The 15,917-nt window shown below is 52.5% G+C and carries 15 protein-coding genes and 1 pseudogene; 2 read left to right on the plus strand and 14 right to left on the minus strand.

All coding sequences use genetic code 11. The annotated features are described in order from the left end of the window. Positions 1-8 precede the first annotated feature (8 nt). Positions 9-368 (minus strand): Asp23/Gls24 family envelope stress response protein, encoded by a 360-nt coding sequence (locus AC50Y5_RS24170; RefSeq protein WP_046230618.1) that lies wholly within the window; start codon positions 366-368, stop codon positions 9-11. Positions 369-764: 396 nt separating this feature from the next. Between AC50Y5_RS24170 and rpmB the strand changes: the two genes are divergently transcribed. Then, positions 765-953 (plus strand): 50S ribosomal protein L28, encoded by a 189-nt coding sequence (rpmB, locus tag AC50Y5_RS24175; RefSeq protein ID WP_046230617.1) that lies wholly within the window; start codon positions 765-767, stop codon positions 951-953. 107 nt (positions 954-1,060) lie between these two features. Here rpmB and spoVM read toward each other — a convergent pair whose 3' ends face one another. The 12 genes from spoVM to coaBC form a co-directional block, all read right to left on the minus strand. Continuing rightward, on the minus strand, positions 1,061-1,141 hold the full coding sequence (spoVM, locus tag AC50Y5_RS24180; RefSeq protein ID WP_040711006.1) for a stage V sporulation protein SpoVM: 81 nt from the start codon (positions 1,139-1,141) through the stop codon (positions 1,061-1,063). 183 nt (positions 1,142-1,324) lie between these two features. Further along, positions 1,325-1,606, minus strand: a complete 282-nt coding sequence (locus tag AC50Y5_RS24185; RefSeq protein WP_056038513.1) for a hypothetical protein — start codon at positions 1,604-1,606, stop codon at positions 1,325-1,327. Between the two features lie 127 nt (positions 1,607-1,733). After that, on the minus strand, positions 1,734-2,378 hold the full coding sequence (gene rpe / locus AC50Y5_RS24190) for a ribulose-phosphate 3-epimerase (protein ID WP_056038516.1): 645 nt from the start codon (positions 2,376-2,378) through the stop codon (positions 1,734-1,736). Positions 2,379-2,385: 7 nt separating this feature from the next. Further along, a complete protein-coding gene (gene rsgA / locus AC50Y5_RS24195; protein WP_056038519.1) occupies positions 2,386-3,327 on the minus strand; it encodes a ribosome small subunit-dependent GTPase A in 942 nt (313 codons plus the stop codon). After that, positions 3,311-5,503, minus strand: coding sequence for a Stk1 family PASTA domain-containing Ser/Thr kinase (gene pknB, locus AC50Y5_RS24200; RefSeq protein WP_056038522.1), 2,193 nt, complete (start codon positions 5,501-5,503; stop codon positions 3,311-3,313). Before pknB ends, rsgA begins: the two co-directional genes overlap by 17 nt. Further along, a complete protein-coding gene (locus AC50Y5_RS24205) occupies positions 5,490-6,272 on the minus strand; it encodes a Stp1/IreP family PP2C-type Ser/Thr phosphatase (RefSeq protein WP_056038525.1) in 783 nt (260 codons plus the stop codon). The genes pknB and AC50Y5_RS24205 overlap by 14 nt, the downstream gene beginning before the upstream one ends. A 6-nt stretch (positions 6,273-6,278) precedes the next feature. Further along, the gene (gene rlmN, locus AC50Y5_RS24210; RefSeq protein ID WP_056038530.1) at positions 6,279-7,325 is read right to left on the minus strand and encodes a dual-specificity RNA methyltransferase RlmN; all 1,047 of its coding nucleotides are present in this window, start codon (positions 7,323-7,325) and stop codon (positions 6,279-6,281) included. Between the two features lie 104 nt (positions 7,326-7,429). Further along, positions 7,430-8,965 (minus strand): 16S rRNA (cytosine(967)-C(5))-methyltransferase RsmB, encoded by a 1,536-nt coding sequence (gene rsmB, locus AC50Y5_RS24215; RefSeq protein ID WP_494864009.1) that lies wholly within the window; start codon positions 8,963-8,965, stop codon positions 7,430-7,432. Next, complete coding sequence (fmt, locus tag AC50Y5_RS24220; protein WP_056038536.1) at positions 8,962-9,939, minus strand: methionyl-tRNA formyltransferase; 978 nt, start codon at positions 9,937-9,939, stop codon at positions 8,962-8,964. The genes rsmB and fmt overlap by 4 nt, the downstream gene beginning before the upstream one ends. A 4-nt stretch (positions 9,940-9,943) precedes the next feature. Beyond that, positions 9,944-10,429, minus strand: a complete 486-nt coding sequence (gene def / locus AC50Y5_RS24225) for a peptide deformylase (RefSeq protein WP_046230610.1) — start codon at positions 10,427-10,429, stop codon at positions 9,944-9,946. A gap of 27 nt (positions 10,430-10,456) precedes the next feature. After that, entirely contained in the window at positions 10,457-12,952 is a 2,496-nt protein-coding gene (gene priA / locus AC50Y5_RS24230; RefSeq protein WP_494864010.1) for a primosomal protein N', read from the minus strand. Beyond that, positions 12,949-14,172: a bifunctional phosphopantothenoylcysteine decarboxylase/phosphopantothenate--cysteine ligase CoaBC gene (gene coaBC, locus AC50Y5_RS24235; RefSeq protein WP_494864011.1), complete on the minus strand. Its 1,224-nt coding sequence runs from the start codon at positions 14,170-14,172 to the stop codon at positions 12,949-12,951. The genes priA and coaBC overlap by 4 nt, the downstream gene beginning before the upstream one ends. A gap of 337 nt (positions 14,173-14,509) precedes the next feature. Here coaBC and AC50Y5_RS24240 point away from each other — a divergent pair, with 337 nt between their 5' ends. Then, positions 14,510-15,415 carry a hypothetical protein gene (locus tag AC50Y5_RS24240; RefSeq protein ID WP_056038545.1) on the plus strand — a complete coding sequence of 302 codons (906 nt, stop codon included), beginning with the start codon at positions 14,510-14,512 and terminating at the stop codon, positions 15,413-15,415. Positions 15,416-15,532: 117 nt separating this feature from the next. Here the strand turns inward: AC50Y5_RS24240 and AC50Y5_RS24245 are convergent. Then, a pseudogene (locus AC50Y5_RS24245) lies at positions 15,533-15,917 on the minus strand (hypothetical protein); the annotation flags it as partial.

Here is a 15,917-nt window from a genome sequence, read left to right on the forward strand (position 1 = left end):
CCTTCCTGCTATGTAGATACCCTAACATCCTGCACAAATATATGGACCTGGTCCACGTTAAGACCAATAACATCGCTCATCACATATTTTACTTTCGTCTGAATATTATGCGCTACTTCTGAAATTTTCGTGCCGTAGCTCACAATAATATACAAGTCAATATAAAGTTTATCCTGTTCTCTGCGAACTTCAACGCCGCGGGCCAGATTGTCTCTGCCCAAAAGCTCAGCAATGCCGTCCTTTAATTGTTTGCGAGAAGCCATCCCGACAAGGCCATAACAATCCAGCGCAGCGGAACCTGCCATGACGGCAATGCATTCCTCTGTTATGAAAATTTGGCCAAGTTCAGTGCTGAGCGCAAGTGGCATGGAAATTCACTCCTTTATCGTGTAGATCTCACAGCTATTTCCCGTCTAGCATGAATTACCCCGTTTAAAGTCAAATGCTACTGAAGAAGCAAGCTAATTCCTTGACTATTTATTATTGTACTATAAACTGTTACGTTATAGAAGGGCAGACGGTGCCAACCTTGGGCAAAGCGCCATAAAAAACAACAGTTTTAGTTGCTCAGACATCACAACTATGATACGATATCAAAGTATGTTTTTGTGCAGGCTTCTTCGACGCTTTTTCAAGCCAATGAAGCGGTTTTGCTCACGCAGAACCGGGAGCTTATGCTACGATGCGGTTTTGCTTATGCAATAACTGACAGCTTATGCTAACAATGCGCTTTTAGCTCAGCACTACTTGAAGGAGGTGTACTCATGTCCCGCAAATGTTTTCTAACAGGCAAAAGCCCTGGTACAGGCAATAACGTTTCCCACGCTAACAACAAAAACCGTCGTTCTTGGGGAGTAAACGTTCAGAAAGTTCGCATTCTAGTTGACGGTAAACCGAAACGTGTTTATGTCAGCGCGCGCGCTCTGAAATCCGGCAAAGTAACTCGCGTATAATTCATCTCCTGCAGCTTTATGCTGTATGGTAGACAAAAAGCACCTGGGCTCAGGTGCTTTTTATTGTTCACATAAACCACGATCATTCGAAGGCGGCTGCAAAGGAACTAACTTTTTTGGAAGGTATTCAAAATCGCCTTTACGAACCCGCCCAAAAATTTCGGCAGCTTGATCGTGTAAAATTTCATGCCCATCCCTCCTCAGACACGCTCATCGAAATGGTGACTTACATGCTTTTTCTTCCCGCATACACATGCTATGTTTCACGCAAAAAAATGGCTACACGAACCTTCGTTCATGTAACCATCCTATGCGCTTAACCTTAGTCCTATTCCATTTCAACGAGTGTGGAAAACCCCTCTACGCAATGCTTACGCCATTGGTGGCGGATTTTCACTGACGAATTGGATTGCCGTATAAACCAATACGGCCAAGAAATAAAACAGCAGCCCCAGCACAATAACCGTTATACGTGCCCATAGCTTCTCAACCCTTTTGAAAAACTGAAAAATCAAATACAAAGCAAGCAAAGAAAAAACGTATTTGATTACCCCAGTCAAAATAGAGAAGGCTGCCAGCAGCAGGCCTATCCCGAGCGCAAATAGCAGCACCCACAGCCATGTCTTCCCTCGAGATGTCTCGTATTCTTCCATTACAGCCTCCCAAGTGCAACCAGCTGTGCCACTAGAGCCAGAGACATCAGCGTTCCACATCGAAATACAAGCCTATTCACTCGCAACCCTAGCAGCCATTATGTAACATCATAATAAGATATGCCACCTAGCGTAAAACGGATATAGCTGCCGCGCGGTCGGCTTGAGCAAATACCGCATTGCCGGCAACGAGTACATTCGCGCCCGCCTCCGTCACAAGCTTAGCCGTTTCTTCATTGATGCCGCCATCCACCTGCACATGCACATGCTGCAGCTCGCGCTCCATAAGCATGCTGCGAATTTGACGCAGCTTGTTAAGAGAATAAGGGATAAACTTTTGTCCGCCAAAGCCCGGATTTACCGTCATGACCAATATGAGATCCAAATCGCCCAGCACAGATTCCAGCACAGATACAGGAGTCCCTGGATTAATAGCTACCCCTGCCGGAAGGCCAAGCTCCTTAATTTGATAAATCGTACGGTGCAAATGCACACATGCTTCTGCATGTATGGTAATCCGATCAGCACCAGCAGCTGCATAATTCGCGATTGACAGCTCCGGACGCTCGATCATCAGATGCACATCAAAAGGCAGCTTCGTTGCTGGCCTTACAGCCGCAATGACAGGAGGACCGAAGGTTAAGTTCGGGACGAACTGTCCATCCATGACATCTACATGAATCCAGTCCGCTCCTGCCTGCTCAATACCTGAAATTTCTGCTCCGAGGCGGCTGAAATCAGCCGATAAAATAGAGGGTGCTATTATAGTCATGGGTTTGTCAGTACCTCCGTTTTTTATCTTTCATTTCATTTAAAAACTGCAAGTAATTTTCATGGCGGCTTGGTTCGATTTTCCCTTCTGCCAAAGCAGCAAGGACGGCGCACCCTGGCTCCTGCACATGCGTGCAGCCACGAAATTTGCAATCCGGAGACAACGCGCGAATTTCCCGAAAACAGTAGCCTAAATCTTCAATGCCAAGCTCGGTGAAATCTAGCTGGCTAAAGCCAGGCGTATCGGCTACATAACCTCCGCCAATTTCAATCAGCTCCACATGTCTCGTTGTATGCTTCCCCCGTCCAAGACGGTTGCTAATCGCATTCGTCTCAAGCTGCAGCCCCGGAACAATCGCATTAAGCAGCGAAGATTTCCCTACGCCCGATTGACCGGCAAAAACCGCCAAATGCCCTTGCAGCCGCTGCGCAAGCTCCTCAATGCCCTTGCCTTGTCTGGAACTTGTCCCATATATCTCGTAGCCAATGGCCGAATAAATGCGGTTGACAGAAGCAGCGGCTTCAGCAGCCGCTTCTGTCTCCTCGCCATCATGCTCCAAATCCTGCTTGCTGAGGCAAAGCACCGCTTCTATTTCCGCATGCTCGATATGTACAAGAAACTTATCGAGCAGCGTTAAATTGAGCGCTGGCTCCGTTACGGAAAACACCAGCATCGCCACATCAATATTGGCTACCGGAGGGCGTATAAGCTCGGATGAGCGGGGCAAAACCCGCTCTACCGTCCCCTCGCCGTTCTCCGTCAAGCTATACACAACTTCGTCGCCGACTAATGGCGTAATTCCTTTGTTTTTCAAAACGCCGCGCCCGCGGCATTGTACCGTTGCATCCTGAGATTCAGCATCATCAGGCAGTACATAATAATATCCACTGAGCGCCTTCACAATGCGTCCGCGAAGCTCAAGAGATGCGTGATTATGGCTGCTGCTCATCTTTTCCCTTGTCTTTTCCTTTCGCTTTTCCCTGGTCGCTTCCTTGGTCATTGCCGTTGTTAACCTCCGATTGGTCCGGCTCCACTGTCGGTTCAGGAGCTGGCGATTCCGATACGACCGGCTCTTCAGTAACAGGCGTTGTCACCTGTTCGTCTTCGCCCGGCACCGTGACCGTAGATGAACTGCTGCTTTGCGCCAGTTGATCATAAGTGACGGATTTCGTATCTACAAACTGGCTGTCCCGATAAATCGTAATCATGGCCTCGGTATTCGGTGCTAGGACAACAGTTACGGGAAACGTCTGGGTATCTTGAATTTGGTTTCTGCCCCATTCAATGTTTTGCCCTCTGGAGTCGGTGTAGACGATGCGGATTTCGCTCGTTTTTCCAGCCTTCGCAGGCGAAATGACAACATTGAACTGATGCTCTTTCGCTTCTGCAGAAGGACCTGAGCTGACTCGAATGGTGATTTTTGTGCCTTTCGGAACAAGGTCATTTGGCTTGTATTGATCTTGATTAAGCACAAGGCCCTTGGCCTGTACATAGCTCGGCTCATACAAAATATCATCGTCTGATAGCGTCAGCCCATTCGCCTTCACCATATCTTTAGCCTCAGCTACTGTCTTGCCAATTAAATTCGGCATTTTTATCGTTTCCATGCCTTTGCTGACCATAAACTGGAATTTCACCGTATTCGGATCAAAATCCTTTCCCGGCTCCGGCTGTTGTGTAACAACCGTATCCACTTCCTGCTCGCTGAATACTTCTTCAACATCGATTTGCGTATCCGGATCAATGCCCAGCGCAGAAAGCTCATCCTTAACCGCCTGCAGCGTCTTGCCCCGGTAATCGCCAAGCTTCTTCAGCATCGGCCCATCACTTACAGATAACTGGATGAACGAGCCCTGCTTGACGCGCATATTTCTCTTCGTCTGCTCAAATACCTGATTGACCGGTATATCATCGCGGTACTCCCGTATCGTCGGCTCCTGCACCTTCAGCCCGAGCTCCTTAAGCTCTGCCGTCGCCTGCTCCAAATCGAGGCCGACAACGTACGGCACATCCACTTCCTCAACGTCCAGCCGGTCGAGCAATGTTACGAATCCCCATATAATGAATGCCAGGACAACCAGCGTGCTAGCCACGATTATCGTCGGTCGCTTCCAGCCTTTTGCTTTCTTGTTCAGAACTTCTTTATCTCCCTGCCGGCCCGTCTGTCCCGAAGAAACCTCCGCCTTGTCATAGCTTGACTCGCTCTGGCGAATAGGGCGGATATCACTGCCGCGAATGGCTGGCATGACACGAGTCTCATCCAAATCATTCACATGGGCAAATGAAACCTTCTCCTCATTCCTGCGATTAGGCGCAAGGCAAGTTTCCAGATCGTTCAGCATTTCCTGGGCCGAATGGTATCGTTCCCCCGGATTTTTGCGCATCGCCCGTAAAATGACATTTTCCACACTTTGGGGAATATGAGGATTCACAACACGCGGCTCCTCAAATGTGTCCTGCAAATGCTTCAAAGCTACGCTGATCGGGCTTTCTCCCAGAAAAGGCAAATTGCCAGTCAGCATCTGATAGAGTACTATGCCAAGGGAGTACAGGTCGGATTTCTCACCTGTGCTTACCCCTTTCGCATGCTCAGGAGAAAAATAATGGACCGACCCTAGCACGGAGCCTGTCTGAGTAATTGTAGAAGAAGTAACCGCACGGGCAATACCGAAATCGGTTACTTTGACCCTGCCATTTTTACCAATCAAAATATTATGTGGTTTAATATCGCGATGAATAATATGATTCTGATGGGCATGACCGAGCGCATCGCAGATTTGAATGGCAATACGAACCGATTCATCCGCCTGCAGCGGGGCACGCTCCACAATAATCTCATTAAGATTGCTGCCTTCGATATATTCCATAACGATATAATGCGTATCTTCCTCTTGTCCTACATCATAGATGCTAACGACATTCGGATGGGATAACGCAGCTGCCGATTGCGCCTCACGGCGAAATCTGCGAATAAATTCTTCATCATGCACAAACTGCTGGCGCAGCACTTTAACCGCTACATTGCGGTTCAACAGGACGTCATGGGCTTTATAGACAAGCGCCATGCCGCCTCCGCCGATGCGAGTCAGAATTTCATAGCGACCGCCTAAATTATGCCCTATCATCAGCTGTACACTCCTCTCGATCTGCGCTGGAATTTACTTGCAGCAGCACGACGGTCACATTATCGTCCCCGCCGGCGCGCAGCGCCAAATGGATGAGATGCTCCGCTTTATCTTTCAGGCTCGCTCCACCCTTCGTTACTGTATGCATAATTTGATCATCGCTGACCATGTTCGTCAGCCCATCGCTGCAAAGCAGAATGAAATCATCGGCCGAGTAGGAAATCGTCTGTATATCAACCTCAACAGATGCATCGGTGCCTACCGCACGGGTGAGCACATTGCGCCGTGGATGAACGGCCGCCTCCTTCTCGCTGATCTGCCCTGATTTCAGCAGTTCATTGACAAGCGTATGATCCTCCGTCAGCTGCACAATGCAGCTTTTGGATATGACATAAGCGCGGCTGTCCCCGATATGCCCGATGACGGCTTCCCGCCCTTGAAACATGGCAGCAACTATTGTAGTGCCCATATTATAATATTGCTCATTGCGCGATGCCATATCATAAACGACATCATTCGCACCTACAATGGCTTTGCGCAAAAATGCTTTGCCTTCCTCAATAGAAAAGTCAGGTCTCGCCGTAATAGGCTCCAGCATTTCACGGAATGTATTCACTGCCAGCTGGCTCGCTACATCGCCCGCCTGATGGCCGCCCATCCCGTCAGCGACTATAGCAAACGTGATGCCATTATCCAGCTGTCCTACCCATGAATGATCTTCATTGACTTGACGAACTTTTCCGATATCGCTCAGGTTTGCCGTAATCAAACGTTATCACCTCGTCGTAGACTCCATGTGCTTCGCACGAAGCTGCCCGCAAGCGGCGGCAATGTCATGCCCTTGCTCCCTGCGAATCGTTGCATTTATTTTGTTTTTCTCCAGTATACGCTGGAACTCAAAAATATCCTCCCGCGGCGTACGCACATAATTTCGCTCCGGCACATGGTTGACCGGAATCAAATTGACGTGGCACAGCAGCCCTTTAAGGACATCCGCCAACTCCTGCGCATGCTCGGGACGGTCATTGACCCCGCCGATCAATGCGTATTCAAACGAAATCCGGCGGCCTGTCTTAGCCAAATAATAACGGCAAGCCTCCATCACATCGTCAAAAGGAAAACGGCGGTTAACCGGCATCAGCTTGGAGCGCAGCGTATCATTCGGCGCATGAATGGAGAGCGCCAGATTGATTTGCGTATTTTCGTCGGCAAATTTGTACATGCTCGGCACGATTCCGCTCGTCGAAACGGTAATGTGGCGCTGGCCGATGTTCAGACCTTTCTCGTGAATCATCGTGCGCAAAAACATCATCGTCGCATCATAGTTCTCGAACGGCTCTCCGGAACCCATAATAACGATGCTTGATACGCGCTCATTCGTTACGTCCAGCATTTGCTGTGCTACAACGACTTGGGCAATAATTTCTCCAGCCGTTAAGTTCCGCTTCAAACCGCCGAGCGTCGACGCACAAAAAGTACAGCCAATCCGGCAGCCGACCTGCGTAGTCACGCAAATGCTGTTGCCATAGTTATGGCGCATAATAACGGTCTCGATCGCATGGTTGTCATGCAGCCCGAACAGAAACTTGACAGTTCCGTCCTTGGATTCGAATTTCGTTATTTCGGAGAGCGTTACAAATTGAAATTGGTCAAACAGCTTCGATCTGAGCGATTTGGACAAATTGCTCATTTCTTCAAAGCTGGTTACACGCTTAACGTACAGCCAATCGTACAGCTGGCCGGCGCGAAACGCTGGCTCGCCATTCTCTTTCATCCAATCTTGCAGCTGTTCGAGCGTATAGTCGTAAATAAAAGGTTTCATTAAATTATCACACCTGACTGTATAATAGCGCGGCAAAAGCTCTCTACCTGCGCCGCTGATGATTTATTTTACCACAAACGTCCATCATGAACCACAGGCAACGATTAGGCGCGCCTCAACAGGCGGGCAATGAAGAAACCATCGCTGCCGTAATGCTGCGGAAGCAGCTGCGCATAACCTTTAAACGCCTCATCGATCGCTCCCGCCTCCTGCAAAGCATGGACAATAGCTTCCGGCCAGTTGCGGTCCAGTTCAAATTCAGGATGCGCCTGCAGAAAACGCTCCACCTGCTCCTCATTTTCGGACCGTTCAATGGTACATGTGCTGTAGACAAGCACACCACCAGGCTTAACAAGATCGCTCACCGCTTCAAGCAGCTCGCGCTGAATGTCCGCAATAGCTGCTACATCAGCTGCCGTCTTCGTCCACTTGATTTCTGGCTTTCTCCGGATGACGCCAAAGCCTGAGCAAGGCGCATCCAGCAGCACAGCATCCATTGAACCGCTGGCAAAACGCTCAGACAGCTGCGCTGCATCACTTGTTATGGCCTCCACGTTCGTCAAACCGAGCCGCGAAGACTGGTCAATAATAAGCTGCCGTTTATGCGGGTGCAAATCGTTCGCCCACACTTTGCCTTTATTACCCATGAGCTCAGCCAAATGCGTCGTTTTGCCTCCCGGGGCGGCACAGCAATCCAGCACCTGCATGCCGGCTGCTGGTGCGACGACCTCGGCTACGAGCATGGAGCTTTCATCCTGCATCGTCCACAGCCCTTCGCGGAAACCGGCCGTCTCCACCAAGTTGCCGCCGCGGCGAATCGTAATGCCTGCGGAAGCAAGCGGCGATGCTTCGGCGTCAAGTCCAAGCTCAGCAAGCTGCTCAATCGCTTCTGCCCTTGTTCCTCGGACGGGATTGACCCGTACGCTTCCATGCGGAGAATCATTGCCCGCTGCGCAAATGGCTTCAGTTGTTTGCTCGCCGTAAGCGAGCACCCAGCGCTTAACGAGCCAGTCGGGATAGGAATGAAGGATCGCGAGTTTTTCCGCCGGTGATCCAGCTTTAATTGCAGACGGTACAAGCTCTGCACGGCTGCGATCCATACTGCGCAGCACCCCATTGACCATGCCGGAAATACCTTGATGTCCCCGCTTCTTGGCAATGGCAACCGCTTCGTTAACTGCGGCATGCACCGGAATCCGGTCCAAATACAGCAGCTGGTAAGCACTCATCCGCAGCAGCTGATGAACCCATGGCTGCAGCTTATTAAAGCCCTTCGCCACGAATCGCGCCAGCCAATAATCGAGTGTGCGCTGATGCTGAATCGTCCCGTATACGAGCTCTGTAGCAAGACCCGCATCCGCACGAGATAAATTAGCATCCTGCAGCGACTGGTTGAGCTTGAGATTGCTGTAGGCACCGGCCCCAGCAACACTTACCAAAATATCCAGCGCCAGCTCCCTTGGCGTACGAGGTACACGCGTCGAGCTGCTTTTGCGCGCTCCCGCCTGACCTGCCGCTTGGTTGCTCCGGCTGGACGCTTGTCCTTTAGCAGCCCCAGCAGTGCGGGACTTGCTGCCTGTTTTGCCCCCGGCCTGCGGGCGGCGTCCTTGCGCAGGCTTAGCCTGCTTCTGCTCACTCATTGCTCTGCACCGTTTGCCATGCTTGCTTCGCCGAAGACAGTCCCTTCAGCCAGCCGTGAGCCTTTCAGCCAGTCAGCCGCCGACATTGCTTTTTTGCCTGCTGGCTGAATTTGCGCAAGCACGAGCACGCCATCACCCGTCTGTACGGTGATGCCCGCTCCACTTGCTTCGCGCACCGTTCCCGGCAGCGCTGCAGCAGCACTACCCGCGCCAGACGTCTCCGCTGGCTTGGCGCAAGCCCATACTTTGAACAGCTCGCCGTTCAAATAAGTGAATGCACCGGCCATAGGCGACAGGCCGCGCACTTGATTATAGATTTGGCGGGCGGACTTCGCCCAATCGATCCGTTCGTCCTCACGCGTCAAGTTAGGCGCGTAAGTAGCAAGCTCGTGCTGCTGCTCCGTAGCCGTCGCTTCGCCTGAAATAATGCCCGGCAGCGTCTGCTCCAGCAGCTCCGCTCCAGCCGCGCTCAGCTTCTCAAACAGCGAGCCCGATGTATCCTCATCCGTAATCGCAACTTCGACCTTGCTGATCATATCGCCAGTGTCCAGCCCTTCAGCCATATACATAATTGTAACGCCAGTTACCTTCTCGCCGTTAATAATCGCGCGTTGAATCGGCGCCCCCCCGCGATAGCGTGGCAGCAGCGAGCCATGAACGTTAATGCAGCCAAGACGCGGCAGCTCCAGCACACCTTTGGGCAAAATCTGCCCATAGGCTGCGGTCACAATTAAATCAGGGCGATACTGCGCCAGCGCCTCTACCGCTTCGCTGCTGCGCATACGCTCAGGCTGCAATACCGGCAAGCCTAAGGCTAGTGCCGCTTCTTTCACAGGCGGAGGCGTAAGCGTCCGCTTACGCCCCTTTGGACGGTCCGGCTGCGTGACAACTGCCACGACCTCATAGCCGTTATTAATTAACAACTGCAAAGAAGGGACGGCGAACTCCGGCGTCCCCATAAATACAATACGCATGGCCTTATTCGCCGCCTTTTTTCTGTCTTTCGGAAATATCGTACACGCTCTCTGCGAGATCCGTGAACAAGATGCCGTTTAAATGGTCAACCTCATGCTGGAACGCACGCGAGAGGAAGCCTTGTGCTTCAACCGTAAACGTCTCTCCATCGGAGTTTTGACCTTTTACAACGATGCGGTCTGAACGCATCACATCTCCGTTTAAGTTCGGAATACTTAGGCAGCCCTCAGGTCCGAGCTGCTCGCCTTCTTCTTCTACGATGACCGGATTGACCATTTCGATCAGTCCATTCTCATCGCCGATATCTACCACGATGACACGCTTGGAAATGCCGACCTGCGGAGCCGCTAGACCGACGCCATCAGCGTCATACATCGTTTCCGCCATATCTTTAAGCAGCTTTTTCAAGTTGGAATTAAATTTAGTAACTTCCATAGCTGGCTCCCTCAAAACGGGATCAGGATCTTTTACAATAATACGAATGGCCATTGCCGTTCCCTTCCTTTACGACGAAATCTATAATATGACTTGCGGATCTACATCAATGCTGAACTGCACAAGCTTCTGAGGCGAGCCTGCAACGAATGGCGCAAGCGCACCGCGCAGAAGCGCAGGCACATCAATGTTCCCCCGATATTTTATCACACATTGAAAACGGTAGCGATCTTTCATTCTCGATATAGGCGATGCGACTGGCCCAAGCACCTCAAGCGCACGCGGCAAACCCGCTCCAAGCGGTCCTAATACGCCTTCGCCAGCTGCCAGCTCGCGCAGCCGCTCCGCAAACTGCTCTGACACCGAGGACAGCAGCGCAAGCTGCTCATGCGACATCGTGACCAGTACAAGCCGGCAATAAGGCGGATAGCCCATGACGCCGCGATGCTTGAGCTCCTCTTCCACAAACCGAATGTAATCATGCTTTTGCGCGGTTGTAACCGCATAATGCTCGGGTGAATAAGTCTGGACAACGACCTCCCCTGGCAGCTGATGGCGGCCAGCACGGCCTGCCACCTGTGTAAGCAGCTGAAACGTCCGTTCCGCTGAGCGAAAATCCGGCAAATTCAGCGACGTATCCGCTGCAATAACGCCCACTAGCGTTACGTATGGAAAATCAAGCCCCTTCGCTACCATCTGCGTGCCAAGCAGCACATCCGCTTCACGGTCGCCGAAGCGCTTCAGCAGCTTCTCATGCGCGTTTTTCTCCGTCGTCGTGTCCACATCCATCCGAATAACCCGAATGCCGGGAAACAGCTTGGCAAGCTCCTCTTCTACGCGCTGCGTCCCCGTACCAAAAAAACGGATATGCTCGCTTTCGCAGGACGGGCAGGTTTGCGGCGCCTGCTCCGCATGACCGCAATAATGGCAGCGCAGCAGCCGCGACTTCTGATGATACGTCAGCGAAATATCGCAGTGCGGACAAAGCGCCGTGTAGCCGCAGGAACGGCACATGACGAAGGTGGAATAACCGCGCCGATTGAGCAGCAGCACAGTCTGCTCGCCGCGCTCCAGCCGCTGTATAAGCCCTTCATGCAGCTTGCGGCTGAACATCGAGCGGTTGCCTGCCGCAAGCTCCGCACGCATGTCAATGACCGTTACGGGCGGCAGCGGCCTGCCACCAACGCGATCCGGCATCGGCAGCAGCGATGATTCGCGCCCTTCTGCAGGACGCCGGCTCGCCGCCGCATACGATTCAAGCGATGGCGTCGCCGAGCCTAATACGACAGCTGCGCCATGCTGCCTTGCGCGCTGCACAGATACATCTCTTGCATGATACTTCGGGCTTTCCTCCTGCTTGTAGGAAGACTCATGCTCTTCATCAATAATGACGAGGCCAATGCGCTCAAAGGGGGCAAAAATCGCCGAACGGGCGCCAATGGCTACCTGTACTTTGCGGCTTCTGATTTTGCGCCATTCATCGTAGCGCTCCCCATTTGACAAGCGGCTGTGCAGCACCGCTACCGCATCGCCAAAACGCCCTTTAAACCGCTCGACCATCTGCGGGGTAAGCGCAATTTCCGGGACAAGCACTATCGCCTGCTTGCCTTGCTTTAGACAATGCTGGATCGCTTGCAAATAGACCTCGGTTTTGCCGCTGCCCGTCACGCCATGCAGCAGCAATACTTGCGGCTCGCCGCGCGTGACCGCATCTGCTATGCGGGTGTATACGCTTTGCTGCCCCTCGGTGAGCGGCAGCGGAACCGTCCGCTCGAACTCGCGGCTCGCATAGGGATCGCGCTGCTGCTCGATTTCCCGCAGCTCCAGCAAGCCTTTGCCTGCAATCGCGCGCACGCTTGCTGGCGATCCGCCTGCTTCTGCAAGCAGCGCTTGCAGCGCAATGGGCTCGCCTCGCTCCAGCATGAAGGCGAGCAGGTCGCGCTGCTTGCCCGCCTTTGCCGGCCATGCTGCCAATGCTTCCGCAGCCGCTTCCTTATCTGCTGGCGGAAACACCGTCAGCACCTTGCGAATGGCCAGACGGTCGCGAATCGCTGTCTGCTCAAGCAGTACACCTTCCTCCAGCGCCGCTTTAATATCCGGCGCATATTGCGGAAACCGTTCCTTCAGTGCTTCCAGCTTCGTCTGCCGCTGCCGCGAGAGCATATCCAGCAGCTCCTGCGGCAAGCGGCTTGCAAGCTGCTCCTGCTCCTCGTCTGGCGATTCGTTCAACGACACATAGCGCTCGGCCTTGCCTTTAAGCGCAGCGGGAATCATCGCTTGCAGCGCGCTTGTCCAGGAGCAGCAATATTTGTCGCTCATCCATTTGGCCAGCCCAATCAAGTCAGGAAGCAGCGGCGGCAACGGATCAAGCAGCTCGGCAACCGCCTTGAGACGGCGACTGTCAACTTCAGCCTCTTCTGCCAGCTCCACAACGAAGCCTTGCAGCACACGGCCACCGAAGGGCACGCCAACCCGGCTTCCCACCTCAATCCAGCTGGACATTTCCGCCGAAACCTCGTAATCGAATGGCCGATCCGTCTGGCGGCTCGGCACATCTACTATCACTCTGGCAATCATTCGCCAAAGCTCCTTTGAATAGGAAGCTGTGAAAGCAGCTGCACCGCAACTTCCAAAATGCGCCTTGCCGTCTCGCGCTTGGACAATAAAGGAAGCGCCTCTATCAAGCCTTCCTTGCCAAACAGCTGCACAACGTTCGTATCGCCGTTGAAGCCTGCCCCTTCCGCGCTCACATCGTTGGCTACGATGAGATCGCAGTTTTTGCGCGTCAGCTTATCCATCGCATAATGCGCGATCTGCTGGGTTTCGGCGGCGAAGCCAACGAGCAGCTGATGCGTCTTGCGCTCCCCAAGCAGCTGCAAAATATCCATCGTGCGCTCCAGCTCAAGCGTGAGCGTCTCGCCCGTCTTTTTCAGCTTCTGCTCCTGCTGCTGGGTCGGGCGGTAATCGGCAACAGCCGCCGCTTTAACGACGATGTCAGCCGTTTCAAAATGCGCGGTGACCGCATCCAGCATTTGCTGAGCGGATTCAACCCGCACCAGCTTTACGCCTGCAGGCGGTTCTACAGTCGTCCGCCCCGCGACAACGGTAACCTCAGCGCCCATCAGCCGCGCAGCCTCCGCGATGGCAAAGCCCATTTTGCCCGATGAATCATTAGTCAAATATCGTACTGGATCAAGCCGCTCCACCGTGCCGCCAGCGGTAACGAGCACCTGCTTGCCTGCAAGCTTGCGGCTGCGGCTGAACCACTCTTCAATCGCATGTACGATTTCCTCTGGCTCGGCAAGCCTTCCTTTGGCCACATAACCACAGGCAAGCTGTCCCTCGCCTGGGTCCACGAACATGACGCCACGATCCGCTAATGTCTGTAAATTTTGCGCCACGGCCGGATGCTCATACATATGCACATTCATAGCTGGAGCCACAAGCACCGGGCTCGTTGCTGCAAGCAGCGTCGTGCTGAGCATATCATCGGCAAGCCCATTTGCCATTTTGCCAATGACATTTGCAGTGGCGGGAGCAACAACGATGAGATCGGCATGATCCGCCAAATGAATATGCGACACGACCGCCGGATCCCTCTCGTCAAAGGTGTCGATATGCACCGGGTTGCGCGACAGCGTCTGGAGCGTCAGCGGCGTAATGAAACGGGCGGCGGATTCGGTCATTATGACATGCACCTTAGCCCCTGCCTGCACCAGCCGGCTGCAAAGCGTAGCCGCTTTATAGGCGGCGATCCCGCCAGTAATTCCTAATATAATTGTTTTATTAGTAAGCAAGGTCCATCCCCCATTACAACAATGCTCTTAATCTATGGTATTGACTGATTTGTGCCAACCCATCCCTGTCTATTAGCTTAAAGCGCAAGGCAGCAGCACGTTTTTTCTCATTTGAGAGCGCTTTGATGCACCCATGGCGCTAGTTTTGAAGCTAGCTTTTTCCTATCATACCATATGATCACTGAATCCGCAGTCTGTTCGATGCCCGGTCCATCTCGCCCAGCTAACACGCACGAATCTGCGGACAACCGCGAAAATTGGCATTTGTCCGCTTAAATCCGTATACTAGAGGGTAGGATTTATACTGATATTTTTAAATAATAGCCGAGGTGACCCCATGGAAGATGTAAAACAAGCCTACGCAAAGCTGGGCCTTCCCGAAAACGCTTCAAAAGAAGAGGTCGAGAAGCGCTATACCCTGTTGCTCCGCCAATCCCGCTCCCGCGCACAAACCGCAGACAATGAGGAGACAACGGCAAATGAATTCAGCCAAGTGACCGCCGCTTATAAACGGATACTTGAAGCGGAGGACCAGAAGTTCAAGCAAGCGTTCAATGAGAAGGAATATGGAAAGTTTAAAAATATGGCGTCTGCCGCAGAAAAAACCGACCATTTCTGGCGCTACTATAAATACCATGTTTTCGGTGGCATTGTGGCGATTGCTCTCATTATTTATGGCGTTATAGCTTATATGGACCATCGCGAGGAGCAGCGCTACCTGGCAAGCCTGCCGCCGGTGGATTTATCGGTCATGTATTTTGGCGAGTATTTTACAGAGGACAATAAGCAGGATATGGCTGTTCTTGAGCAATCGCTGCTGGACAAGTTTCCCGAATGGAAACGGTTTAAAGTTAACCTGACCTATGTGCCGCTTGATGCTAAAGATGCCGTCGATATGGCTTCCCAGCAAAAAGCGATGGTTGTCCTGGCGACGGAAAAGCCCGATATCTACATTCTCGATACAGCCAGCTTCGACTGGATTAGCCCGCAGGGCGTTCTGCAAAACCTCGATGATGCAGTGAGCGGTGAGCTGAAGTCCTCCGTTACTGAGAGCGAGCTGGTCAAAAAAACGACGAAGGATGAACCAGACGAGCATGTCTACGGCATCGATATCAGCAGCAGCCCGCTGGTGAAAAATCTTTCCGTGCTCACACCGAAAAATTATATCGTCGGCGTCCGAGTGAACAGCGAGAATACAGATAAAGCGATTCAATTTATCGATAAGTTTTTGCAAGCGAAGTAACTGCCCGTCCTTAAATAAACGTTTGAAAAATAACTAATCAAAAAACGAGCCTATAGAATCTCTTCTATGGCTCGTTTTTTGTATATGATTCTGAATGATTCGCTCATTCCACTTCTTTTAGTAATATGATTTTGGTTTTGGCGCTACAGTTGGCGCTGGTGTTGTCGGCGCCGGAACTGTAGTTGGCGCTGGCGTTACAATTGGAGCAGGGTTAGTAGTAGGAGCTTGTCCTCCGCCTTGGCCTGCTCCGCCGCCGATACCTTGACCGCCGCCGCCACCATTTCCTTGGCCTGCTCCGCCGCCGATACCTTGGCCTCCGCCTTGGCCAGCTCCGCCACCAATGCCTTTGCCTCCGCCTTGGCCTGCTCCGCCACCAATGCCTTTGCCTCCGCCTTGGCCTGCTCCGCCGCCGATACCTTGGCCTCCGCCTTGGCCAGCTCCGCCACCAATGCCTTTGCCTCCGCCTTGGCCTGCTCCGCCACCAATGCCTTTGCCTCCGCCT

The sequence above is a fragment of the Paenibacillus sp. JT22N7 genome (assembly GCF_059383875.1).